The organism is Streptomyces sp. NPDC004065, assembly GCF_044903565.1.
Taxonomy (GTDB): domain Bacteria; phylum Actinomycetota; class Actinomycetes; order Streptomycetales; family Streptomycetaceae; genus Streptomyces.
In genome coordinates, this window is sequence record NZ_JBJDQT010000014.1 from 107,984 (window position 1) to 129,643 (window position 21,660).

A 21,660-nucleotide genomic window follows, 5' to 3' on the forward strand; every position below is an offset into this window, starting at 1 on the left:
ACTTCCCTCTCAGCCCAGCAGGACGTCGTCGTCGCCCAGCCGCTTCAGCTCGCGGTAGAGGATGGCGAGGCCGGTGACGAGGCCGGCGGCGGTCACCACGGCGTCGACCAGCCGCAGGGTGTCGCTCTCGACGCGGGCCTTCTTGATCTGCTTGGCGACACCGATCGCGCCGAACGCGGTGGTGGCCATGGACAGATACGTACCGGACCTGGACTTCTTGAAGCCCTTGGCCTTGGACAGTGCCTTGCTCACAGCGACGGAGCCTCCTCCAGCAGCGGGTGCCCCCACTTTTCCACGAAGGCGGCCTCGACGGCCGCGCCGACCTTGTAGAGCCGGTCGTCCTTCATCACGGGCGCGATGATCTGCAGGCCCACCGGGAGGTTGTCCTCCGGGGCGAGGCCGCACGGCAGCGACATGGCCGCGTTGCCCGCGAGGTTGGTGGGGATGGTGCACAGGTCGGCGAGGTACATCGCCATCGGGTCGTCGGCGCGCTCGCCGATCGGGAAGGCGGTGGTCGGGGTCGTCGGGGAGACGATCACGTCCACCTGCTCGAAGGCCTGGTCGAAGTCCCGCTTGATGAGCGTGCGGACCTTCTGGGCGCTGCCGTAGTAGGCGTCGTAGTAGCCGGAGCTGAGCGCGTAGGTGCCGAGCATGATCCGGCGCTTGACCTCGGGGCCGAAGCCGGCCTCGCGGGTCAGGGAGGTGACCTCCTCGGCGGAGTGCGTGCCGTCGTCGCCGACGCGCAGGCCGTAGCGCAGGCCGTCGAAGCGGGCCAGGTTGGAGGAGCACTCCGAGGGCGCGATGAGGTAGTACGCCGACAGGGCCAGGTCGAAGGACGGGCAGTCCAGCTCGACGATCTCCGCGCCGAGTTCCCTGAGCAGTTCGACGGACTCGTCGAAGCGCTGGATGACGCCGGCCTGGTAGCCCTCGCCGCGGAACTGCCTGACGACACCGACGCGCATGCCCTGGACGCTGCCGTTGCGGGCCGCCTCGACGACCGGCGGGACCGGCTCGTCGATGGAGGTCGAGTCCATCGGGTCGTGCCCGGCGATCACCTCGTGCAGCAGCGCCGCGTCCAGGACCGTACGGGCACAGGGGCCGCCCTGGTCGAGGGAGGAGGAGAACGCCACCATGCCGTAGCGGGACACGGCGCCGTACGTCGGCTTGACGCCGACCGTGCCGGTGACGGCGGCCGGCTGGCGGATGGAGCCGCCGGTGTCGGTGCCGATGGCGAGGGGGGCCATGTGCGCGGCCAGCGCGGCGGAGGAGCCGCCGCCGGAGCCGCCGGGGATCCGGGTGAGGTCCCAGGGGTTGCCGGTCGGGCCGAAGGCGCTGTTCTCGGTGGAGGACCCCATGGCGAACTCGTCCATGTTGGTCTTGCCGAGGATCACCACGTCGGCGGCCTTGAGCCGCTTGGTGAGCGTCGCGTCGTACGGCGGGATCCAGCCCTCGAGGATCCTGGAGCCGACGGTGGTCGGGATGCCCTCGGTGGTGAAGATGTCCTTGAGCGCGAGGGGCACGCCGGCCAGCGGGCCGAGCTTCTCGCCGCGCTCGCGCTTCTCGTCCACGGCTCGGGCCTGGGCGAGGGCGCCCTCGCGGTCGACGTGCAGGAAGGCGTGCACCTTCTCGTCGACGGCCTCGATCCGGGCCAGGTGGGCCTCGGTGACCTCCACGGCCGTGAGCTCGCCGGAGGCGATCTTCTCGGCGGTCTCGGCGGCGGTGAGCCGGATGATGCTGTTCTTGTCCGTCATGGCCTTCACTCCTCCCCCAGGATCTGCGGCACCTTGAAACGCTGCTGCTCCTGGGCCGGGGCGCCGGACAGCGCCTGCTCGGGGGTGAGCGACGGACGGACCTCGTCCGCGCGCATGACGTTCGTCAGCGGCAGCGGGTGGGAGGTCGGCGGTACGTCTTGGTCGGCGACCTCACTGACGCGGGCCACCGCGCCGATGATGTCGTCCAGCTGTCCCGCGAAGTGGTCGAGCTCTTCGGGCTTCAGCTCCAGACGCGCCAGCCGGGCGAGGTGGGCGACCTCCTCGCGCGTGATGCCAGGCATGCAGCGATCCTCTGGGGTGAGTGTGTGCGGTTTGGGGCCAATCCTATGGGGCGGGGGGCGGTGGCCGTGAAACGGTTTCCCCCGGGCCCGCCGCCCCCGCCGGCTCAGCCGGGGGTCAGCCGCGGCGGGCGTCCCAGGCCGCGCTCCTCAGGAAGTGGTTGTCGTAGAGGTCCTGCACCTCCAGCAGGCTCTCCGGGGTGACCTCGCCGAGGCGGATGCGCTGGAGGTGGCGGAAGTACTCGAAGCGCTCTACGCCCGGGGTGATGACGATGAGCAGGTCGGCGTCGGCTCCGGGCGCGGCGGCGAAGGCGTGCGGCCTGCCGGGCGGGACCACCACGAGGTCGCCGGGGCCGGCGGTCAGGACGTCCTCGCCGGAGAGGATCTCGGCGGCGCCGTCGAGCAGGAAGAACATCTCCGCCGAGCCGTCGTGCCAGTGCGGCCGGGCGCCGTCGGCGCCGCCCGTGAGGGTGACGCGCTGGGTGGACAGCGCTCCGCCGGTCGCGCTGCTGTCGGCCAGCAGGCGCACCGTGGTGGGCGCGCGGCCGACCACCTCCGCCTCGGCCTCGCGGACGACCACCGTCTCGTCGAACTCCGGAACGAACAGCGACATGTCTCTTCTCCCCTGGTCTTCCGCGGTGGGTGAGCGTGGGTGCGGCGTTGAGCGTCGGGGCGGGCGTTGCGCGTGGGGGCGGGCGTTGCGCGTGGGGACGGGCGTTGCGCGTGGGGACGGGCGTTGCGCGTGGGGGCGGACGGCGGGGGTCAGACGGCGAACAGCAGACCCGCGCCGATGAGGACGACGGCCGCGGTGGCGAGGTGGATCCCGAACGCGACCGCCTTCGTCCCGCCGTTGCGCAGGACTATCAGCGTGTCGCCGAGCGGTACGAGTGCCACGCAGACCATGAACCAGGCCTCGGGGCGCGCCCCCGCGAAGGCCAGCAGCGCGAGACCGACCACACCCAGGGTGCCGTCCCTGAGGCCCTTGATCGTGAGGTAGGCGCGGGCGTCGCCGGCGGGGTCGGCCGGGACGCCGTAGCCGGCCGCGGCCGGGCCGGGCCGGAAGAGGAACCGGTAGCCGAGGAACAGGCAGAACAGGTTGAGCAGCACGGCCAGGGCGTAGGCGGTGACGGTCATGTTCTCTCCTTTCTAGCAACGCTAGTGATGCGAGCGAAGCTATCAGAGCGTCGACAGTTTGGCTAGCATTGCTAGAATCAGGGCCATGTCGATCCAGACGCGCCGGGAGCGCGAACGAGCGGAGCGGGAGCGGCTGATCGTGACGGCCGCCCGGGAACTGGCCGAGGCGGAGGGCTGGGACGCGGTCACGACGCGGCGGCTGGCCGCCGAGATCGAGTACAGCCAGCCGGTCCTGTACAGCCACTTCAAGGGCAAGGACGCGATCATGGCGGCGGTCGCGGTGCAGGGGTTCGCGGACCTGGCCGCCGAACTGCGGGCGGCGCGCACGGCGGCCGGGAGCGCGCGGGAGGCGCTGGCCGCGGTCGGCCGGGCGTACACCGGCTTCGCCCGGCGGCGGCCCGCGCTCTACGACGCGATGTTCACCCACAGGGTGGATCTGCCGTTCGCCACGGCCGAGGCCCCGGCGCCGCTGCGGGAGGCCTTCGGCGAACTGGCGGAGGCGGTCGGGCCGGTCGCGAGCGAGGGCGACGACCCGGGCCTGCTCACGGAGACGTACTGGGCGGGACTGCACGGACTGGTCACGCTGATGCGCAGCGGGCGCCTGCCGCCGGAGGCCCACGAACGGCGACTGGCCCTGCTCATCGACCACTTCGTTCCGCGGAACATGCGCTGACCGGTCGGTCCCGGGCACGGCGCCTGCCACCCCCGCCCGCGCCCGCGCTCCGGCTGCCGCTGCCGGTCCGTCCCACCCGCGCCGCGGGCCGCCGGCCCGTCGCCGCGTGGGGGACGAACGGCCGGTGGCCGTTCGCGAGTCCGACGGCCCGTCGTCGCACGGACGTCGGAGTCCCCCGCCCCGGCCGCAGGCGCGCGCCGGCCGGGAGGTCACTCGCCGCCCGCCCGCACGCACCGGCCCAGAGGTCACCGGCCGCGCGAACGGGCGTGGGCGCGGGCGCAGATGATCACCCGCCGCTCGGACGGGCGCAACGCGCCGACCGGAGGTCACCCGACGGCCGCGCGGGCGCGTGCACCGGGCCGGGAGGTCACCCGCCGGCGAACGGGTGCGGATGGCCGGAACGGAGGCCACCCACCGGCCGCGCGGGCGCGTGCACCACACCAGAACGTCACCCACCGGCGAACGAGTGCGGTGACCGGAACGGAGGCCACCCACCCGTCGCGCGGGCGCGTGCGCCGGGCCGGGAGGTCACCCGACGGCCGCGCGGGCGCGTGCACCGGGCCGGAAGGTCACGTCGGCCGCGCGGGCGCGTGCACCACACCAGAACGTCACCCACCGGCGAACGAGTGCGGTGACCGGAACGGAGGCCACCCACCGGCCGCGCGGGCGCGTGCACCGGGCCGGAAGGTCACCCGCCGGCGAACGGGTGCGGATGGCCGGAACGGAGGCCACCCACCGACGGGTGCGGTGGCCGGCGCGGAGGGGGTCCGACCGGTGAGCGGGCGCGGGTGCCGGCTTCCGGCGTCACTCGTCCGTCGCGGCCGCCGGCAGTGCGGCGGCGGGGCGTATCCAGCCCCGCGAGCCGCGCGCCCGCAGCCACGCCGTGGTCTCCCCGGGGGGCATCGCCGCGGCGACCAGCCAGCCCTGGACCGCGTCGCACCCCAGATCGCGCAGGCGCTCCCAGGTCTCGTCGTCCTCGACGCCCTCCGCTACGACGAGCAGTCCGAGGGAGTGCGCGAGGTCGACGGTGCAGCGCACGATCTCCGCGTCCTCGGTGTCCACCGCGAGCCGGGCGACGAACGAGCGGTCGATCTTCAGCTCGCTCACCGGCAGGCGGCGCAGATGCACCAGCGAGGAGTAGCCGGTGCCGAAGTCGTCCAGCGACATCTTCACGCCGTGCCCGGTCAGCGCGTGCAGCGTGTCGGCGGCGCGCTGCGGGTCCTCCAGCAGGACGTGCTCGGTGATCTCCAGTTGCAGCGCTCCCGCCGGGACGCCGTGCCGGGCCAGCCGGGCGGCCACCGAGCCGGCGAAACCGGGTGAGTGCACATCGCGCGGGGAGACGTTGACCGCCACCGGCACCAGCAGGCCCTGGGCGCGCCACTGGGCGACCTGGCCGAGCGCGGTCTCCAGCACGTACTCGGTGAGGTGGGGCATCAGCCCGGAGGACTCGGCGATCGCTATGAACTCGTCCGGCGGCACCCTGCCGCGCTCGGGGTGCACCCAGCGGACCAGGGCCTCCAGGCCCGCGACCTGTCCGTCGAAGCGGACCTTCGGCTGGTAGTGCAGCTCCACCTCGTGCGCGTCGAGGGCGCGGCGCAGATCGCCCAGCAGCCCCAGCCGGTCGGGGGTGTTGGAGTCGCGCTTGGACTCGTACACCTCCACGCCCGTACGGTCCCGCTTGGCCTGGTACATCGCCACGTCCGCGCGCCGCAGCAGGCCCTCGGCGTCCAGGGCGTGGTCGGGGAAGACCGCGACGCCGGCGCTGGCCTCCAGCACGAGGGTGAGCCCGTCCAGGTCGAGCGGCGAGCTGAGGGTGGTGACCAGCCCGCGCGCGATGCGGGTCGCGGACGTGGTGGAGTCGGCGACCGGCAGTAAGACGGCGAACTCGTCGCCGCCGAGCCGCGCGGCCTCCGCCCCGCGCGGCAGGGCGATCCGCAGCCGGTCGGCTATCTGCAACAGCAGCCGGTCCCCGGCCAGATGACCGAGCGTGTCGTTGACCGAACGGAAGCGGTCGAGGTCGATCAGCATCAGGGCGGCCCGGGCGCCGATGCGTTCGGCGTCGTCGAGGGCGGTCCAGATGCGCTCCAGCAGCCACTGCCGGTTGGGCAGCCCGGTCAGCGGATCGCGCAGCTGCTCCTCGGCCCGGGCACGGGCCATCCACAGGGTGGAGTCCAGGGCGATCAGCGGGATCGCGAACAGCGGCAGCAGGACCGGCTTGGCCGCGGTCACGACGCACAGCAGCGGCGCGATGCCGAGCAGGGCCGCGGCGACCAGGCCCTGTCTGACCCAGGCGCTGCGGGCGATCGTGGCCAGTCCTCCGGGGTGAGGGGCGTTCAGGTACCACAGGACGGTGCGGGTGACGGCGAGGTAGGCGCCCGCGGCCAGCACCACCTGCGGGACGGCGTAGGCGGTCCAGTCGCCCGGGTCCCACTGCTCCTCGACGGTCGGCACCCGGTCGAAGGCGGCGAGCACGAGGGCCGCGGCGCCGATGCCGAGGATGTCCACCGCGCCGTGCAGCACGCCCTGCCGCCAGCGGTGGCGCCGGGCCACGCCGACCAGGACGACCACGGTGAGGCTCACCATGCCGGCGGCCACCCAGCCGTAGAGCAGCAGCACTGCGAGGGTGAGGGCGGCGCCGGAGCCGGTGCCGCCCCACCAGCGGGCGCGGCCGAGCATCACCAGGTGACCGACGATGACGCCGGTGAGCAGGGCCAGCGACCAGCCGGCGGCGCCGCAGGGGAAGAGGGCGTGGCCGCCGGTGAAGGCCCACTGGAAGCCGGCGCCGAGGGTGAGGGCCGCCGCCGTGACCACGGCCGCGGGCAGCGCGGGCCGGGAGCGGTCGGGGCCGGGTGCCGCGCCCGGCAGCGCGGAGCCGTGTTCGACGGTCAGCTGTGCGGAGGCGCGGATCTCCGCCACGGTGTACTGTCCGGCAGCACGTGCGGCATCCTCGGCCCGTGCCGCCTCGCCGGTGCGTCCCGGTCCCCGGGCACGTCCCCGCGCGCCCGGGCGCTCCGACGCCGGCCCCCGGCGCGCCCGCCACCCGGCGGTCAGCCGGCGCAGCCGCGAGTGCCGGGCGGCGCTCTCGGTCGGTTCCATTCCCGTCCCTCTCACAGCCGGCGGTGCCCACGCCACGCGGCCCGGTGCCCGACAACCCCTCGGCGGTTCCGCGCTGGAAAACCCTTCCACGTGCCCGTCACGGGCGCGTGGATGCCCCGACCGCAGCGGGGCACGGCAGGCGCACCCCTCAACAGTAGGCCGCTGAAGGCTCCCACGGGCAGCGGTCGTCGACGGTTGCCCGAATGCGCCCCGGCCACCCGTATGCATCTGATATGCACCGAACGGGTGACCTTCAACCGCTACTCCCCGGTCGGGAGCGCGACTTCGGCCGCCGCCTCGGGTCCCCGCTCCAGCAGGACGCGGAAACCCTCCTCGTTCAGGACCGGAACCTTGAGCTGCATCGCCTTGTCGTACTTCGATCCGGGGTTGTCGCCGACCACCACGAACGAGGTCTTCTTCGAGACCGACCCGGTCACCTTCGCTCCCCTGCTCTGCAGGGCCTCCTTGGCGGCGTCGCGGGTGAAGTGCTCGAGGGTGCCGGTGACGACGACGGTGAGCCCTTCGAGCGGACGCGGGCCCTCGTCCTCCCCGGTGCTCTCCTCCTCCATGCGCACCCCGGCGGCCCGCCACTTGCGCAGGATCTCCTGGTGCCAGTCCTCGGCGAACCACTCCTTGAGGGAGGCGGCGATGACGGGTCCGACGCCCTCGGTGGCGGCCAGTTCCTCCTCGCTCGCCTGCTGGATGCGGTCGATGGAGCGGAACTCGCGGGCCAGCGCCTCGGCGGCGACCGGCCCGACGTGACGGATCGACAGCCCGGTCAGGATGCGGGCGAGCGGGCGCCGCTTGGCCGCCGCGATGTTCTCCAGCATGGCAAGCGTGTTCTTCTTCGGCTCGCCCCGCTGGTTGGCGAAGACGGTCACGACCTTCTCCTGGCCGGTCTTCGGGTCCCGCTTGGGCAGGCCGCTGTCCTGGTCGAGGACGTAGGCCCTGATGGGCAGCAGCTGCTCCACGGTCAGGTCGAACAGGTCGCCCTCGTCCCGCAGCGGCGGCTCCTCGGGCTCCAGGGGTTTGGTGAGGGCGGCGGCGGCCACGTACCCGAAGTGCTCGATGTCGAGCGCCTTGCGGCCGGCGAGGTAGAACAGCCGCTCGCGCAACTGCGCCGGGCAGGCACGGGCGTTCGGGCAGCGCAGGTCGACGTCGCCCTCCTTCATCGGCCTGAGCGGCGTACCGCACTCGGGGCACTCGGACGGCATCACGAACTCGCGCTCGCTGCCGTCGCGCAGGTCGACCACCGGGCCGAGGATCTCCGGGATGACGTCGCCGGCCTTGCGCAGCACCACCGTGTCGCCGATGAGGACGCCCTTGGCCTTGACGACCTCCTGGTTGTGCAGGGTGGCGAACTCGACCTCCGAGCCGGCCACCGTGACCGGCTCGACCTGGGCGTACGGCGTGACCCGGCCGGTGCGGCCGACGCCCACCCGGATGTCGACCAGTTTGGTGTTGACCTCCTCCGGCGCGTACTTGTACGCGATCGCCCAGCGCGGGGCGCGGGAGGTGGAGCCGAGGCGGCCCTGGAGCGGGATCTCGTCGACCTTGACGACCACGCCGTCGATCTCGTGCGCCACGGAGTGGCGGTTCTCCTCGTAGTAGGCGATGAACTCGCGCACGCCGTCCAGGTCGTCGACCACCCTGTTGTGCGGGGAGGTGGGCAGGCCCCAGGTGCGCAGCAGGTCGTAGACCTGGGAGAGCCGGGTCGGTGCGGTGAACCCCTCCAGGGCGCCGATGCCGTGGACCACCATGTGCAGCGGGCGGGTGGCGGTGACGCGCGGGTCCTTCTGGCGCAGCGAACCCGCCGCCGCGTTGCGCGGGTTGGCGAACGGCTTCTCCCCGGCCGCGATCAGGCGGGCGTTGAGCTCCTGGAACTTCTCCATCGGGAAGTAGACCTCGCCGCGGATCTCCACGAGGTCGGGGACGCGCTCGCCCTTGAGCCGGTCGGGGATCTCGGCGATGGTGCGGACGTTGGGGGTGATGTCCTCGCCGGTGCGGCCGTCGCCGCGGGTCGCGGCGCGGGTGAGCCGGCCGTGCTCGTAGGTGAGGTTGACGGCGAGTCCGTCGACCTTGAGTTCGCACAGGAAGTGGTACTCCTGGTCGCCCAGTTCGCGGGCGACGCGGTCGGCCCAGGCGGCGAGGTCGTCGTCGTTGAAGGTGTTGTCCAGGGAGAGCATCCGCTGCCGGTGCTCGACCGCGGTGAACTCCGTCTCGTACGACCCGGCGACCTTCTGGGTCGGGGAGTCGGGCGTGCGCAGCTCCGGGTACTCCTCCTCCAGGGCCTCCAGGGAGCGCAGCAGCCGGTCGAACTCGGCGTCGCTGATGACGGGAGCGTCCTTGACGTAGTACCGGAAGCGGTGCTCCTCGACCTGCTCCGCGAGCCGCGCGTGGCGCTCCCGTGCCTCGGCGGGCACTGTCTCCGCTTGCTGCTTGTCGCCGGCCACCTGATGTCCTCCCGTTACTCAGGGTCGTCCGCGAGGGATCTCGCCGCCCGGACGCAGTGGGCGAGCGCCTGGCGTGCGTACGCGGGGGAAGCGCCCGCGAGCCCGCACGCCGGGGTGACCGTGACCGACTCGGCGAGGAGTTCCGGTCGCAGCCCCAGCCTGCGCCACAGCGTCCTGACACCCATGACGCTACCGGCAGGGTCTGACAATGCCCCGTCCGCGGTGGGGACGACACCGGCGAAGAGCCGGGTCCCGCTCTCCAGGGCTTCCCCGACCGCCTCGTCGTCACGCTCGGTGAGCAAGGAGACGTCGAGGGAGACCGCCGAGGCGCCCGCGCGGCGCAGCAGGGCCAGGGGGACGTCCGGCGCACAGGAGTGCACCACGCAGGGCCCGGCCGTGTGGACGCCGAGGACGTCCCGCAGGGTGGCCTCGACGATCTGCCGGTCGACGGCGCGGTGGGTGCGGTAGCCGCTGGCCGTCCTGACCTGCCCGCGCAGCACGGCGGTGAGGGAGGGCTCGTCGAGCTGGAGGACGAGCCGGGCGCCGGGCACCCGCCGGGCCACCTCGGCCAGGTGCAGCCGCAGCCCCTCGGCGAGCGAGCCGGCCAGGTCCCGGCAGGCGCCGGGGTCGGACAGCGCGGCCTCCCCGTTCTTCAGCTCCAGGTGCGCGGCCAGCGTCCAGGGCCCCACGGCCTGCACCTTCAGCGGCCCCTCGTACCCCTGGGTGAACTCCTCCAGGGCGTCGAGGTCCTCGCCGAGCCAGGACCGGGCGCGCCTGGTGTCCCGGCCCGGCCGGTCGCCGATCCGCCAGCCGCTGGGCTCCACGCGCGCGTACAGCTCGACGAGCAGGCCGGCCGTCCGGCCGATCATGTCGGCGCCCGGCCCGCGGGCGGGCAGCTCGGGCAGGAACGGGAAGTCCTCGAAGGTGCCGGTGACCGTCCGGACGGCCTCGCGGGCGTCCCCGCCGGGCATGGACCCGACGCCGGTGGCGGCACCGAACCTGAACTGGCTGTTCTCGCTCACCCGGGAAGCGTAGCCGTCCGCGGGCGGCGGCCGGTCCGGTGGGCGGCGGCGGTTTTGGGGCGACCGCTCCCGCGGGTGCCCAGGGACGTGTCCGGGCGTGCGGACCGGCCGCCGCCCCGGACGCCTGCGTCCGCACCGCCGCGGCACTCCGGGCAGCCGCCCCCGCACTCCGGGGCCGCGGCGACGCTCAGGGCAGCCGCCGTGCCCCTCCCGGCCGCCGCCGCGGCCGGCCGTGGCCGACCCGGCCCTCAGCCGCCCGGCCGGACCGTCAGGTCGTTGACCTCGGCGTCCCTGGGCAGGTCCAGGGACATGAGGACGGTGGTCGCCACCGACTCGGGGTCGATCCAGCGGGAGGCGTCGTACTCCTTGCCCTCCTGCTGGTGGACCTTCACCTGCATGGGGCTCGCGGTGCGCCCGGGGTAGACCGAGGTGACCCGGACGCCGTTCGCGTGCTCCTCGTGCCGCAGGGAGTCGGCCAGCGCCTTCAGACCGTGCTTGGAGGCGGCGTAGGCGGACCAGCCGGCGTGGGCGTTCAGGCCCGCACCGGAGTTGACGAACAGGACGTGCCCGCGGGCGGCGCGCAGCTGCGGCAGGAAGTGGCGGGTCAGCTCGGCGGGGGCGATCAGGTTGACGTTGAGCTGGTGGCGCCAGCTCTTGCAGGTGAGCTCGCCGACGGGGCCGAGGTCGACGACGCCAGCGATGTGCAGCAGGCCGTCCACCCGGTCGGGCAGGGTCTGGTGCGAGAACGCCCAGCTGAGCCGGTCGGGGTCGGCCAGGTCGCCGACCAGTGTCCGGGCGCCGGGGAACCGGGCCGCCAGCTCCCTGGCCCGGCCCGCGTCGCGCGCGTGCAGCCACAGCTCGTCCCCGCGCGCGTGCAGCCGGCGGGCCACGGCCGCGCCGATGCCGGAACCGGCCCCGGTGATCACATGAGTAGCCATGCCCGCCATGCTCGCACCACCGGTTCAGGAGTCGCCCGGCGCCTGCCGCACCACCGGTTCAGGCGTCGCCCAGCGCCTCCTCCGGGTGGGCCATCGCCTCCTCGAGGTGGGCCATCGCCCCGGCGGGCTCCTCGGCGAAGTGCACGAGCTCGGCCAGCGGCCGGGGCAGGAAGCCCTCCTCCTCCATCCGGCGGAACTGCTCGCGCAGGCCGTCGTAGAAGCCCGCCGTGTTCAGCAGCACCACGGGCTTCCCGGTCCGGCCGTGCTTCTTCAGCTCCAGGATCTCCGTGGCCTCGTCCAGCGTCCCGGTGCCCCCCACCATGATCACCACGGCGTCGGCCTTCTCCAGCAGCAGCGCCTTGCGCTCGGCGAGGTCCCGCGCGATGACCATCTCGTCCGCGCCGGGCCGTGCCTTGGACGACAGGAAGTCCACCGACACGCCGACCAGCCGGCCGCCCGCCTCCTGCACGCCGTCCGCGACCACCTTCATCAGCCCCGAGTCGGACCCGCCCCAGACCAGGCTGTGCCCGCCCTTGCCGATCAGCCGGGCGAAGTCCCGCGCGGGACGCGTGTAGCGGTCGTCGAGGTCGGCGGCGGAGAGGAAGACGCAGATGTTCATGCGCCCCACGGTACGCGGGCGGAAAGGTGCACCGTACACGGGAACAACCGCGGCGCCCGTCGGCGCTCCCCCTTTATGACCCGTATCACCCAAGGACACACGATCACCGTCGAGCGGAGCAGCGAGCACGTGCGCGTGGTGCACGGCGGCCAGGTGCTCGCCGAGAGCGAGCGGCCCCTGGTGCTGCGCGAGACCGGCTGTCCGCCGCGCTACTACCTGCCGCCGGAGGACGTACGCCTGGATCTGCTGACCCCGTCCGGCACCCGCACCCAGTGCCCGTTCAAGGGCACCGCGTCCTACTGGTCGGTGCCGGACGCGGCGGACCTGGTGTGGGCCTACCCCGACCCCAAGCCGGACGTCGCCGAGATCAAGGACCACCTCTGCTTCTACGACGTCGAAGTGCTGTGACCGTGGTGTTGTGACCGGATGAGCACGCGGTGCCGTGGCAGTCTTGACCGGCATGACCGGCATGGACAAGAAGACCGTCTCGCGTGACGGCACCTTTCTCGCCTACCACCGCACCGGGCAGGGCCCGGTGGTCGTCCTCGTCAGCGGCGCGATGTCGACGGGCGCCACGTTGGCGCCGCTGGCGGCGGCCCTGTCGGACCGCTGCGAGGCCGTCGTCTACGACCGCCGGGGCCGCGGCGGGAGCGGGGACACCGCGCCGTACGCGGTGGAGCGCGAGGTGGAGGACCTCGCGGCGGTGATCGACGCGGTGGGCGGCGAGGCCGCCCTCTACGGGGTCTCCTCGGGCGGCGCGCTGGCGCTCAGGGCGGCGGCGAGCGGGCTGCCGGTGCGTCAGGTCGCCGTGTACGAGCCGCCGTTCGCGGTGTACGAGGGCGGCGAGCGGGAGCGCGCCGAGTACACCGCGAACCTCACCCGGGCGCTCGACGAGGGCCGGCGCGGCGACGCGGTGGAGCTGTTCCTCCGGCTCACCGGCCTGGCCCCCGGGGTGATCGCCAGCGCCCGCCAGTCCCCCATGTGGCGCGGCATGGAGTCCATCGCCCCCACGCTGGCGTACGACAACGCCGTGATGGGCGACGGCCTGCTCCCCCGCGACCTGCTGGCGTCGATCGACGTGCCCGTGCTGGCCCTCGCCGGCGAGGCGAGCCCCGGATGGCTGGCCGAGGCCGCCCGGCAGGTCGCCCGGACGGTGCCGCGGGGCACGTTCCGCCTGCTGGAGGGCCAGACCCACGCGGTCGAACCAGAGGTGCTGGCGCCGGTGCTGGCGGAGTTCTTCACTTCCGAGGCCTGAGCGGCACACCGCCGGCAGGGCGGCCCCGCCGGGGCGCGGCGGCCGGCCGCCCGTCCGCCGCTCCGGGGCCGGCTCCGCGCCCGAAGCCCCGGCCGCCACCGGAGCCGGCTCCCCCGCCGCGACCGGCACCGGAACCGGCACCGGCACCGGCACCGGCACCGGCACCGGCACCCCGGCAACGCCGGCCGGTGCGGAAATGCGCCGGGAGCCGCGGTTGTTGGGGCCCACCGGGACGGCGGCCCCGCACCCGGGCGGGCCGCCCCGCCACCGGAAGGGACACCGCAGCCATGCCCAGCACCGCGCACGACGTCACCGAGGCCGGCTCCGCGCCCGGAGCCCGGGCCGCCACCGGAGCCGACTCCCCCGCCGCGACCGCCACCGCCACGGACACCGGCACCGGCACCGGCACCGACTCCCCGGCAACGCCTGATGACACGCCGGCGGCCGATGCCGCGCGGGAAGCCGACACCGGGCGGGAGGCCGACACCGCGCCCGCAGCCGACGCCGCGCGGCAGCCCGCCCGTCCCTGGACAGTCGCCGTGCTCGGTCCCGGCGGTGTCGGCGGACTGCTCGCCGCGCTGCTGTCCCGCGCCGGGCACCGCGTGATCTGCCTGGCGTCGGACACCACGGCGCGGTCCCTGCGCGAGAACGGGATACACGTGCGCAGCGGCCAGTTCGGGGACTTCACCGCCGCGGTCGAGGCGGACACCGTGCTGCGGGAGCCGGCCGACCTGTGCGTCGTGGCGGTCAAGCACACCAGCCTGGACGCCGCGCTGGACCGGGTCCCGCCGGCCGTGCTCGGCGCCGACGGCCTCGTCCTGCCGCTGCTCAACGGCGTCGAGCACCCGCAGGCCCTGCGCCGCCGCTACGGCGCCGGCCGGGTGGCCGCGGGCGTCATCCGCGTCGAGTCGACCCGGGTCGCGCCCGGTGTCGTGGAGCACGGCAGCCCGTTCACGGAGATCGACCTGGCCGGGGCGGCGACCGCGCGCCCGCTCACCGCCGTGGCCGCCGTGCTGGAGTCGGCCGGGGTGCAGACCCGGCTCGCCGGGTCCGAGACCGCCGCGCTGTGGGCGAAGCTGGCCTTCCTCGCCCCCTTCGCCCTGCTCACCACCCGCTACGGCGCCACCATCGGCACGGTCCGCACGGACCACCGGGAGGAGCTGCTCGCCCTCGTCGACGAGATCACCGCCGTCGGCCGCGCCGCCGGGGCGCCGCTCGACGCGGAACGGACCCTGGCGATGTACGACGCGTTCCCTCCCGGGATGAAGTCCTCGATGCAGCGCGACGCCGAGGCGGGCCGCGCCCTGGAGCTCGACGCGATCGGCGGCGCCGTACTGCGCGCCGCGAACCGGCACGGCGTCGCCGCCCCGACCGTCGGCCGGCTGGTGTCGGAACTGGCGTCCCGGTGACCGTCTCAATGTTCCTGGGGCGAGTCGCCGTCCTTGGACTCCACATGCGGCAGCGGCGAACGACCGCGGTCGCACGGGGAGCGGCCATGCGCCACGCCGACCGGCACGGGGTTGGCCGCCACAAAACCGTGAACACTTGCCGGGCAGGTGTTCACGGTTTTCGAAGGTGGGCCGAGGCGGCCGTTCAGGCCGCGAGCATCGGCGGCACGGGCGGTCTCGGCGCGATGCCGTCGCCGGTACCGCCGCCGGGCGGCGGATCGCCTCCGCCGAGCACCAGCTCGAACCAGATGGTCTTGCCACCCACCCCGAACAGCGACTCCCCGAGGCTGCATCCGCCCCACGCGTCGGCCAGCAGATCGAGAATCAGCAGCCCTCGCCCGCGCTCGGCGTCCGGCCTGTCCCGCATCAACGGCAGGGGAAAGACGGGACAGGTGTCCGTCACGCTGACCCGCAGGACCGGGTTCGTCCAGCACAGTCGCACGGTGGCGGGTCCGAGGGAGTAGCGGAAGCGTTGGTGGTCAGCTCGGAGGTGAGCAGTTCCGCCCGGTCGGTGAACTCCCCCAGCCCGTGCGCGCCGAGCACGGCCTTGAGCGTCGTACGGGCGACGGCCGGCCCGCGCGGGTCGCGGGGGAAATGCAGCTCGTACTCCCAGGGTTCGGTGAACGGGATGAGGGGTGGGACGGGGATGACGTGGTCGTCCTGGCGGGGCGGTTCGGGGGACTGCTCGTGTTCCGGTTCCGCGTTCTTCACGCGTCACCTCCTTGTGCGTGCGCAGGTTCGCGGTGCGACGGACACGGTGTCGGTTCGTTGGGGTTGGTCGGTGTGGTGTCCCGTACGACGCCGTCCACGCACGGGCCGAGCCCACGGCATCCGGCGGTGGCCTGCCGTCAGCCTCATGTCCCATCGGGCCCTGGACGGGAGTGGGGCGGGCGGTGCGCTTCCGCCGGGTGGACAGCAAGCGACATGGCTCACACCGTAAGTCCATCTGACTCACACGTGAGTCAGATTTCACGAATGAGTGAATCAGTTGGCTACTCACTAGACCGCAAAAAACAGACCTGCCAGACTGCGTCGCGCTCGCACGAAAGAGGATTCATGGCGCCACGGAACTCACCGACCGGCCGACAGCGACGTCTGGCCACGGAATTGCGTCGCTTGCGCGAGCAGGCAGGCCTCTCGGTCCAGGAGGCCGCCTCGATGCTCGGCGCGGACCGCACGATGGTGTCCAACATCGAGGCCGGACGGACAACGGTCAGCAGTGACCGCGTGCGCCAACTCGCCTGTCACTACCAGTGTCCGGACGAAGCACTCGTGGAGGCTCTCGCCTCGATCGCGGACACCAGACGCGTCCGCAGCTGGTGGGACGAATACCGGGGCAAACTGCCCGAGGGCCACCTCGACGTCTCTGAAGTGGAGCACTACGCCGCTCGCATCCGCACCGCCCAGACCGTGCACCTGCCCGGATTGCTGCAGATCGAGGAGCACGCGCGGGCGATCTTCGAGTTCACGGTGCCGAAACTTCCCCGCCTCGACGTGGAACTGCGCGTTGCGCACCGCATGGGCAGGCAGTCCGTCCTCTTCGGCGACAGCCCGAAACCGTACGTCGGCATCATCCACGAGGCCGCTCTCCGACTGCAGTTCGGAGGCCGGGAGGTAGCACGCAAGCAGCTGAACCACTTGGCTGACGCGGCTGACCGCCCTCACATCACCCTGCTGGTGATCCCGTTCAGCGCCGGCGCCTTCCACGGTGCCGGGCAGTCAGTCCTCTACGCCGAGGGTCCCGTACCGCAGTTGGACACCGTCCAGCTCGACACAGCCCTCGGTGCCGACTTCGTGGATGCCCCGACGCCACTTGCGAACTACCGTTCGCTGTTGGACCTGATGGAACGGACGGCGCTGCCACCCGACGCATCCCAGGAACTCATCCGTTCCATCGCACGCGAACTGTGAGAGGACTGGAGCGGTGACCGCACTGGACTGGAAGCGCTCGTCATTCTGCGGCGGGGGCGGCAACAATTGCGTGGAAGTTGCCCTCTCCGACGAGGACGGTGACGTAGCGATACGAAACAGCAACCGTCCGCAGTCGGTCATCCGGACCAGCCGCGCGGCGTTCGCCGCACTTGTCACTCAACTACGCGAGGCCTCACCACGTTGACCGGCAAGGAGTGCCTGCGGGCCACGTCCGCCGTGGCCCGCTGGGTCGTCGCGATGGTCGCCGAGCCCACCACGCGGGTGCCGGCGTACAGGACGATCGCCTGGCCGGGGGCGACGCCGCGGACCGGCTCGGCGAAGGTGACGCGCAGTTCGCCGTCGACGAGCTCGGCGGTGACGGCGGTCTCGCCGCCGTGGGCGCGCAGCTGGGCCGTGTAGGTGCCGGGGCCGGTGGGGGCGGCGCCGCACCAGCGGGGCTTGATCGCGGTCAGGGCGGAGACGTCGAGGGCGGACGCCGGGCCGACGGTGACGGTGTTGGTGACCGGGGAGATGTCCAGGACGTAGCGCGGCTTGCCGTCGGGGGCCGGGGTGCCGATGCGCAGGCCCTTGCGCTGGCCGATGGTGAAGCCGTACGCGCCCTCGTGGGTGCCGACGACCGTGCCGGACTCGTCGACGATGTCGCCCTGCGCCTTGCCGAGGCGGCCGGCCAGGAAGCCCTGGGTGTCGCCGTCGGCGATGAAGCAGATGTCGTGCGAGTCGGGCTTCTTGGCCACGGCCAGGCCCCGGCGCTCGGCCTCCGCGCGGATCTCCTCCTTGGTGGTGACCGTGTCGCCGAGGGGGAACATCGCGTGCGCGAGCTGCCGGTCGTCCAGCACGCCGAGCACGTACGACTGGTCCTTGGCCAGGTCGGAGGCGCGGTGCAGCTCGCGGTCGCCGTCCTCGTTCACGACCACCTTGGCGTAGTGGCCGGTGCAGACCGCGTCGAAGCCGAGGGCGAGCGCCTTGTCCAGCAGCGCGGCGAACTTGATCTTCTCGTTGCAGCGCAGGCAGGGGTTGGGGGTGCGGCCGGCCTCGTACTCGGCGACGAAGTCCTCGACGACGTCCTCGCGGAACCGCTCGGCGAGGTCCCAGACGTAGAAGGGGATGCCGATGACGTCGGCGGCGCGCCGGGCGTCGCGCGAGTCCTCGACGGTGCAGCAGCCCCGGGCGCCCGTGCGGAACGACTGCGGGTTCGCGGAGAGCGCGAGGTGGACGCCGGTGACGTCGTGGCCGGCCTCCGCGGCGCGCGCGGCGGCGACGGCGGAGTCGACCCCGCCCGACATGGCGGCGAGGACGCGGAGGGGGCGGGAACGCTGCGAGGTCTCAGTCATAGCCCCTCCAGGGTACGGGGAGCGGGAACCGGCAGCGCCCGATGTCCGTTGAAGATCGTATGGGGGCGACGAAGGACGGGGCGGGGCGGGGGCCGGGGCGCCGGGCGGTGATCGTCGGCGGGGCCGTCGCGGTGATCGTGGGCGGGGCCGCGCTGGAGCGCAGCGGGCTGTCGCGGCTGTGGTGGCGGCTGCCGGGCGACCAGCGCCCCCGGGTGGCGGGCGCGGTCGACTTCGGCGGCGCCCGGTGGGTGGCGGCCTCCGGGGCGAACTACCGGCGCGCGGACCGCCCGTACGACTACGGGATCGACCGGGTCGTCGTGCACGTCACCCAGGGCAGCTACGCGAGCGCGGTGAAGGTCTTCCAGGACCCGGCGCACGGGGCCGCCGCGCACTACGTGGTCCGGCGGGACGGCCGCGTCACGCAGATGATCCGCGAACTCGACGTGGCCTTCCACGCGGGCAACCGCTCCTACAACGAGCGCAGCGTGGGCATAGAGCACGAGGGCTTCGTCGAGCGGGCGTCCTCGTTCACCGACGCGATGTACGCCTCCTCGGCCCGGCTGACCGCCCGGATCTGCGAGCGGTACGGCATTCCCGTGGACCGCGAGCACATAGTCGGCCACGCGGAGGTGCCGGGCGCGGACCACACGGACCCCGGCCCGCACTGGGACTGGGACCGGTACCTGCGGCTGGTGCGCGAGGCACGCCCCACCCGGGCCTGAGGCACCGCGCGGGCGCGCCCGGGCGCCGGGTCCACACCGGGCGGGCGCGGGGTCCACGCCGCCCAGGCGCGCCCGGGCGCCGGGTCCACACCGGGCGGGCGCGGGGTCCAGAGCGCACGGACGCCGGGTCCACGCCGCACGGACGCCGGGTCCACGCCGCACGGACCGCGACCGGGCCCCGGGGCTACGTCAGCCCCGCCGCCCGGGCCCGTTCCACCGCCGGTCCGATGGCCTTGGCGACCGCTTCCACGTCGGCCTCCGTGGAGGTGTGGCCGAGGGAGAAGCGCAGGGTGCCGCGGGCGAGGTCGGGGTCGGCGCCGGTGGCCAGGAGCACATGGCTGGGCTGGGCCACCCCCGCGGTGCAGGCGGAGCCGGTGGAGCACTCGATGCCCTGGGCGTCCAGCAGGAGCAGCAGGGAGTCGCCCTCGCAGCCGGGGAAGGTGAAGTGGGCGTTGGCGGGCAGGCGGCCGCCGGGCGCCGGGTCGCCGCCCAGGATCGCGTCCGGGACGGCCGCCCGCACCGCGCGGACCAGTTCGTCGCGCAGGGCGCCGATCCGGGCCGCGAACCGCTCGCGCTGCTCGGCGGCGAGCCGGCCGGCCACGGCGAAGGAGGCGATCGCGGGGACGTCGAGGGTGCCGGAGCGCACATGGCGTTCCTGGCCGCCGCCGTGCAGGACCGGTACGGGGGTGTGCTCGCGGCCGAGGATCAGGGCGCCGATGCCGTAGGGTCCGCCGATCTTGTGGCCGGAGACGGTCATCGCGGCGACGCCGGAGGCGGCGAAGTCGACCGGAACCTGGCCCACGGCCTGGACCGCGTCCGTGTGCAGTGGTACGCCGAACTCGCCTGCCGCCTCGGCCAGTTCGCGGACCGGCATGACCGTGCCGATCTCGTTGTTCGCCCACATCACGGTGGCCAGGGCGACGTCGGCGGGGTTGCGGGCGACGGCCTCGCGCAGCGCGGCGGGGTGGACGCGGCCGTGGGAGTCGACCGGGAGGTACTCGACGGTGGCGCCCTCGTGCTCGCCGAGCCAGTGGACGGCGTCCAGGACGGCGTGGTGCTCCACGGGGCTGGCCAGCACCCGGGTGCGGGCGGGGTCGGCGTCGCGGCGCGACCAGTACAGGCCCTTGACGGCGAGATTGTCGGCCTCGGTTCCGCCGGAGGTGAAGACGACCTCGCTGGGGCGGGCGCCGAGCGCTTCGGCGAGGGTTTCTCGGGACTCCTCGACCGTACGGCGGGCGGCGCGGCCGGACGCGTGGAGGGAGGAGGCGTTGCCGGTGACACCCAGCGCGGCGGTCAGCGCCTCTGCCGCCTCCGGGAGCATGGGGGTGGTCGCGGCGTGGTCGAGGTAAGCCATGGTGAGGCGATTCTACGGGGAGCGCCGGGCGCGCCCCCGGCCGCGAGCGGGGTGGGGTCGTGGACGGGAGGGTGCTCCCGGCCGTCCCGCTCCGGTGTGCCCCGTCGTCCTCCGGGCCGGCGTCGTGGAGCGTGCTCGGGGAGGTCAGAAGCTCCAGGACACCGTGTTGTCGGCCTGCATGAAGGCCAGCAGGACGAGGAGGTCGGCGACGCCGAGGCCGAGGCCGAGCCAGGCGCGGCCGGGCCGGGTGGTGCCGCGCCACAGGGCGACGCCGGCCAGGGTGATGGCGACGGGCCCGAGGAACAGGTTCAGCACGAGCAGGCCCAGCAGGCCGAGGATGAAGGACGCGACGGCCATGCCGTCGGCGTCGCGGGTACCGGTGCGGCCGGTGGCCGGTGCGGTGAGTTGCATGGCGGATCAGCTCCAGGTGGTCGGGTGCCTCCCCCGCGCTCGCGGTGAGCGGCGAGCAGGGGGGCGGCGGGCGAAGGTCAGTGCGTCGTCCCGCGCCGGCGGCCGTGGCGCTCGCGCAGCGCGAAGACGCCGAGCCAGACGGCGACGACGACGGCGGTGACGACGGTGAAGTCCAGCGGCGCGTGGGCGACGGTGCCCAGGACCACGCCGAGCAGCATCAGTGCGGCGACCAGGAACAGCATGGGTTGGATCCCCCTCCTGCGTTCTCCCGAGGGCCCGAGGTCCTCGCGGAGTTCGGCGAACGCTTGCGATTACAACTGTTCACTGACTATGGAGTCTAGCGCGTTCGGGGCTTTGAAATTCCGGAGAACAGTTGTTAACTGCATGGTATGAGTCACACTCTCGGCGTCCGGCAGGCCCAGAAGCAGAAGACCCGGCGGGCCCTGCTGGACGCGGCGCTGGCCCTCCTGGAGGAGCAGAGCCTGAGCAGCCTGGGGCTGCGCGAGGTCACGCGCGCCGTGGGCGTCGCGCCGACCGCCTTCTACCGGCACTTCCGCTCCACGGCGGATCTGGGCGTGGCGCTGGTCGAGGAGGCGCTGGGCAGTCTGCACCCGATGATCCGGGACACGGTGTCCACGGCGGACGACGGCGAGGAGCGCATCACCCGTGCCGTCGGGCTGATCGCCCGCCATGTGGAGGCGTACCCCGCCCATGTCCGTTTCATCGCCCGTGAACGGCACGGCGGGGTGCAGCCGGTGCGGGAGGCGATCCGCGGGCAACTGGTCCGTTTCGCGCGCGAGGTGAAGGACGAACTGGCCAAGGACGCCCAGTCGCGGGGCTGGAGCGAGGACGACCTGCTGATGCTCGCCCATCTCTACGTGGACCAGATGCTGATCACCGCCTCGCTGTTCCTGGAGGCGCTGGACGCCCCGCGGGAGGAGCGCGAGCGCGTCACCCGGCTCGCGACCCGGCAGCTGCGCCTGATCAGCATCGGCCGCCGCCACTGGCGCGACTGACGGCCCGTCCGGGCGGCGGCCCGTCCGGGCGGCGGCCCGTCCGGACGCCGGCCTGTCCGCGTACGCCGGGCCACCCGTGTTCACCGGCCCGTCCGGGAGGCGGCCCGTCCGCGTACGCCGGGCCGCCCCGCCGGACGCGGGCCGCCGGACACCGACCGCCCCGGGTGCGGTGCCCGCCGCGCGCCGTCGGCGGCCCGCGGCGGGCG

The 21,660-nt window shown here is 73.7% G+C and carries 24 protein-coding genes; 8 read left to right on the plus strand and 16 right to left on the minus strand.

The genetic code is table 11. The features are described 5' to 3' along the window. Window positions 1-9: 9 nt before the first annotated feature. The 5 genes from ACI2LW_RS17225 to ACI2LW_RS17245 form a co-directional block, all read right to left on the minus strand. The gene (locus ACI2LW_RS17225; RefSeq protein WP_404732018.1) at window positions 10-252 is read right to left on the minus strand and encodes a hypothetical protein; all 243 of its coding nucleotides are present in this window, start codon (window positions 250-252) and stop codon (window positions 10-12) included. Next, complete coding sequence (gatA, locus tag ACI2LW_RS17230; protein WP_404732019.1) at window positions 249-1,751, minus strand: Asp-tRNA(Asn)/Glu-tRNA(Gln) amidotransferase subunit GatA; 1,503 nt, start codon at window positions 1,749-1,751, stop codon at window positions 249-251. Before gatA ends, ACI2LW_RS17225 begins: the two co-directional genes overlap by 4 nt. Window positions 1,752-1,756: 5 nt before the next feature. Continuing rightward, window positions 1,757-2,053 carry an Asp-tRNA(Asn)/Glu-tRNA(Gln) amidotransferase subunit GatC gene (gene gatC, locus ACI2LW_RS17235; RefSeq protein ID WP_006130840.1) on the minus strand — a complete coding sequence of 99 codons (297 nt, stop codon included), beginning with the start codon at window positions 2,051-2,053 and terminating at the stop codon, window positions 1,757-1,759. A gap of 115 nt (window positions 2,054-2,168) precedes the next feature. Then, window positions 2,169-2,663 (minus strand): cupin domain-containing protein, encoded by a 495-nt coding sequence (locus tag ACI2LW_RS17240; RefSeq protein ID WP_404732020.1) that lies wholly within the window; start codon window positions 2,661-2,663, stop codon window positions 2,169-2,171. 149 nt (window positions 2,664-2,812) lie between these two features. Then, window positions 2,813-3,184: a DUF4267 domain-containing protein gene (locus tag ACI2LW_RS17245; protein ID WP_404732021.1), complete on the minus strand. Its 372-nt coding sequence runs from the start codon at window positions 3,182-3,184 to the stop codon at window positions 2,813-2,815. 85 nt (window positions 3,185-3,269) lie between these two features. On the opposite strand from ACI2LW_RS17245, the gene ACI2LW_RS17250 reads away from it, so the two are divergent. Beyond that, complete coding sequence (locus ACI2LW_RS17250) at window positions 3,270-3,857, plus strand: TetR/AcrR family transcriptional regulator (RefSeq protein ID WP_404732022.1); 588 nt, start codon at window positions 3,270-3,272, stop codon at window positions 3,855-3,857. Between the two features lie 804 nt (window positions 3,858-4,661). On the opposite strand, the gene ACI2LW_RS17255 is transcribed toward ACI2LW_RS17250, so the two are convergent. From ACI2LW_RS17255 to ACI2LW_RS17275, 5 genes are all read right to left on the minus strand, one after another. After that, window positions 4,662-6,953, minus strand: coding sequence for a putative bifunctional diguanylate cyclase/phosphodiesterase (locus ACI2LW_RS17255; protein WP_404732023.1), 2,292 nt, complete (start codon window positions 6,951-6,953; stop codon window positions 4,662-4,664). Between the two features lie 260 nt (window positions 6,954-7,213). Beyond that, on the minus strand, window positions 7,214-9,406 hold the full coding sequence (ligA, locus tag ACI2LW_RS17260) for an NAD-dependent DNA ligase LigA (RefSeq protein WP_404732024.1): 2,193 nt from the start codon (window positions 9,404-9,406) through the stop codon (window positions 7,214-7,216). 14 nt (window positions 9,407-9,420) lie between these two features. After that, complete coding sequence (locus tag ACI2LW_RS17265) at window positions 9,421-10,428, minus strand: methionine synthase (protein WP_404732025.1); 1,008 nt, start codon at window positions 10,426-10,428, stop codon at window positions 9,421-9,423. 248 nt (window positions 10,429-10,676) lie between these two features. Continuing rightward, entirely contained in the window at window positions 10,677-11,375 is a 699-nt protein-coding gene (locus ACI2LW_RS17270; protein WP_404732026.1) for an SDR family oxidoreductase, read from the minus strand. Window positions 11,376-11,424: 49 nt separating this feature from the next. Further along, a complete protein-coding gene (locus tag ACI2LW_RS17275; protein WP_404732027.1) occupies window positions 11,425-11,985 on the minus strand; it encodes a TIGR00730 family Rossman fold protein in 561 nt (186 codons plus the stop codon). An 84-nt stretch (window positions 11,986-12,069) separates the two neighbouring features. On the opposite strand from ACI2LW_RS17275, the gene ACI2LW_RS17280 reads away from it, so the two are divergent. From ACI2LW_RS17280 to ACI2LW_RS17290, 3 genes are all read left to right on the plus strand, one after another. Beyond that, entirely contained in the window at window positions 12,070-12,393 is a 324-nt protein-coding gene (locus tag ACI2LW_RS17280; RefSeq protein WP_404732071.1) for a DUF427 domain-containing protein, read from the plus strand. Window positions 12,394-12,454: 61 nt separating this feature from the next. Beyond that, window positions 12,455-13,240 carry an alpha/beta fold hydrolase gene (locus ACI2LW_RS17285; protein WP_404732072.1) on the plus strand — a complete coding sequence of 262 codons (786 nt, stop codon included), beginning with the start codon at window positions 12,455-12,457 and terminating at the stop codon, window positions 13,238-13,240. A gap of 539 nt (window positions 13,241-13,779) precedes the next feature. After that, window positions 13,780-14,649 carry a ketopantoate reductase family protein gene (locus ACI2LW_RS17290; RefSeq protein WP_404732073.1) on the plus strand — a complete coding sequence of 290 codons (870 nt, stop codon included), beginning with the start codon at window positions 13,780-13,782 and terminating at the stop codon, window positions 14,647-14,649. Window positions 14,650-14,833: 184 nt separating this feature from the next. Here ACI2LW_RS17290 and ACI2LW_RS17295 read toward each other — a convergent pair whose 3' ends face one another. Beyond that, window positions 14,834-15,091 carry a hypothetical protein gene (locus ACI2LW_RS17295; RefSeq protein ID WP_404732028.1) on the minus strand — a complete coding sequence of 86 codons (258 nt, stop codon included), beginning with the start codon at window positions 15,089-15,091 and terminating at the stop codon, window positions 14,834-14,836. Then, window positions 15,088-15,399 carry a hypothetical protein gene (locus ACI2LW_RS17300; protein ID WP_404732029.1) on the minus strand — a complete coding sequence of 104 codons (312 nt, stop codon included), beginning with the start codon at window positions 15,397-15,399 and terminating at the stop codon, window positions 15,088-15,090. Before ACI2LW_RS17300 ends, ACI2LW_RS17295 begins: the two co-directional genes overlap by 4 nt. 345 nt (window positions 15,400-15,744) lie before the next feature. On the opposite strand from ACI2LW_RS17300, the gene ACI2LW_RS17305 reads away from it, so the two are divergent. Together ACI2LW_RS17305 and ACI2LW_RS17310 are read left to right on the plus strand one after the other, a co-directional pair. After that, window positions 15,745-16,599: a helix-turn-helix domain-containing protein gene (locus ACI2LW_RS17305; protein WP_404732030.1), complete on the plus strand. Its 855-nt coding sequence runs from the start codon at window positions 15,745-15,747 to the stop codon at window positions 16,597-16,599. A gap of 70 nt (window positions 16,600-16,669) precedes the next feature. After that, window positions 16,670-16,804, plus strand: a complete 135-nt coding sequence (locus ACI2LW_RS17310) for a DUF397 domain-containing protein (RefSeq protein WP_404732074.1) — start codon at window positions 16,670-16,672, stop codon at window positions 16,802-16,804. On the opposite strand, the gene mnmA is transcribed toward ACI2LW_RS17310, so the two are convergent. Continuing rightward, window positions 16,773-17,951 carry a tRNA 2-thiouridine(34) synthase MnmA gene (gene mnmA, locus ACI2LW_RS17315; RefSeq protein ID WP_404732031.1) on the minus strand — a complete coding sequence of 393 codons (1,179 nt, stop codon included), beginning with the start codon at window positions 17,949-17,951 and terminating at the stop codon, window positions 16,773-16,775. The genes ACI2LW_RS17310 and mnmA overlap by 32 nt on opposite strands. Before the next feature lie 59 nt (window positions 17,952-18,010). Here mnmA and ACI2LW_RS17320 point away from each other — a divergent pair, with 59 nt between their 5' ends. Next, window positions 18,011-18,673: an N-acetylmuramoyl-L-alanine amidase gene (locus ACI2LW_RS17320; RefSeq protein WP_404732032.1), complete on the plus strand. Its 663-nt coding sequence runs from the start codon at window positions 18,011-18,013 to the stop codon at window positions 18,671-18,673. Window positions 18,674-18,857: 184 nt separating this feature from the next. On the opposite strand, the gene ACI2LW_RS17325 is transcribed toward ACI2LW_RS17320, so the two are convergent. From ACI2LW_RS17325 to ACI2LW_RS17335, 3 genes are all read right to left on the minus strand, one after another. Then, a complete protein-coding gene (locus tag ACI2LW_RS17325; protein ID WP_404732033.1) occupies window positions 18,858-20,027 on the minus strand; it encodes a cysteine desulfurase family protein in 1,170 nt (389 codons plus the stop codon). A 144-nt stretch (window positions 20,028-20,171) separates the two neighbouring features. After that, window positions 20,172-20,438, minus strand: a complete 267-nt coding sequence (locus ACI2LW_RS17330) for a DUF4190 domain-containing protein (RefSeq protein WP_404732034.1) — start codon at window positions 20,436-20,438, stop codon at window positions 20,172-20,174. A 77-nt stretch (window positions 20,439-20,515) separates the two neighbouring features. Continuing rightward, window positions 20,516-20,680 (minus strand): hypothetical protein, encoded by a 165-nt coding sequence (locus tag ACI2LW_RS17335; RefSeq protein ID WP_404732035.1) that lies wholly within the window; start codon window positions 20,678-20,680, stop codon window positions 20,516-20,518. Between the two features lie 147 nt (window positions 20,681-20,827). On the opposite strand from ACI2LW_RS17335, the gene ACI2LW_RS17340 reads away from it, so the two are divergent. Next, window positions 20,828-21,454, plus strand: coding sequence for a TetR family transcriptional regulator (locus ACI2LW_RS17340; RefSeq protein ID WP_404732036.1), 627 nt, complete (start codon window positions 20,828-20,830; stop codon window positions 21,452-21,454). Window positions 21,455-21,660: the final 206 nt, after the last annotated feature.

Excerpts from the sequence above, each read along its gene's own strand:
- gatA (WP_404732019.1), bottom strand. The coding sequence starts at position 1,751 with ATGACGGACAAGAACAGCATCATCCGGCTCACCGCCGCCGAGACCGCC.
- gatC (WP_006130840.1), bottom strand. The coding sequence starts at position 2,053 with ATGCCTGGCATCACGCGCGAGGAGGTCGCCCACCTCGCCCGGCTGGCG.
- ACI2LW_RS17240 (WP_404732020.1), bottom strand. The coding sequence starts at position 2,663 with ATGTCGCTGTTCGTTCCGGAGTTCGACGAGACGGTGGTCGTCCGCGAG.
- ACI2LW_RS17245 (WP_404732021.1), bottom strand. The coding sequence starts at position 3,184 with ATGACCGTCACCGCCTACGCCCTGGCCGTGCTGCTCAACCTGTTCTGC.
- ACI2LW_RS17250 (WP_404732022.1), top strand. The coding sequence starts at position 3,270 with ATGTCGATCCAGACGCGCCGGGAGCGCGAACGAGCGGAGCGGGAGCGG.
- ACI2LW_RS17255 (WP_404732023.1), bottom strand. The coding sequence starts at position 6,953 with ATGGAACCGACCGAGAGCGCCGCCCGGCACTCGCGGCTGCGCCGGCTG.
- ACI2LW_RS17270 (WP_404732026.1), bottom strand. The coding sequence starts at position 11,375 with ATGGCGGGCATGGCTACTCATGTGATCACCGGGGCCGGTTCCGGCATC.
- ACI2LW_RS17275 (WP_404732027.1), bottom strand. The coding sequence starts at position 11,985 with ATGAACATCTGCGTCTTCCTCTCCGCCGCCGACCTCGACGACCGCTAC.
- ACI2LW_RS17285 (WP_404732072.1), top strand. The coding sequence starts at position 12,455 with ATGGACAAGAAGACCGTCTCGCGTGACGGCACCTTTCTCGCCTACCAC.
- ACI2LW_RS17305 (WP_404732030.1), top strand. The coding sequence starts at position 15,745 with ATGGCGCCACGGAACTCACCGACCGGCCGACAGCGACGTCTGGCCACG.
- mnmA (WP_404732031.1), bottom strand. The coding sequence starts at position 17,951 with ATGACTGAGACCTCGCAGCGTTCCCGCCCCCTCCGCGTCCTCGCCGCC.
- ACI2LW_RS17320 (WP_404732032.1), top strand. The coding sequence starts at position 18,011 with ATGGGGGCGACGAAGGACGGGGCGGGGCGGGGGCCGGGGCGCCGGGCG.
- ACI2LW_RS17325 (WP_404732033.1), bottom strand. The coding sequence starts at position 20,027 with ATGGCTTACCTCGACCACGCCGCGACCACCCCCATGCTCCCGGAGGCG.
- ACI2LW_RS17330 (WP_404732034.1), bottom strand. The coding sequence starts at position 20,438 with ATGCAACTCACCGCACCGGCCACCGGCCGCACCGGTACCCGCGACGCC.
- ACI2LW_RS17335 (WP_404732035.1), bottom strand. The coding sequence starts at position 20,680 with ATGCTGTTCCTGGTCGCCGCACTGATGCTGCTCGGCGTGGTCCTGGGC.
- ACI2LW_RS17340 (WP_404732036.1), top strand. The coding sequence starts at position 20,828 with ATGAGTCACACTCTCGGCGTCCGGCAGGCCCAGAAGCAGAAGACCCGG.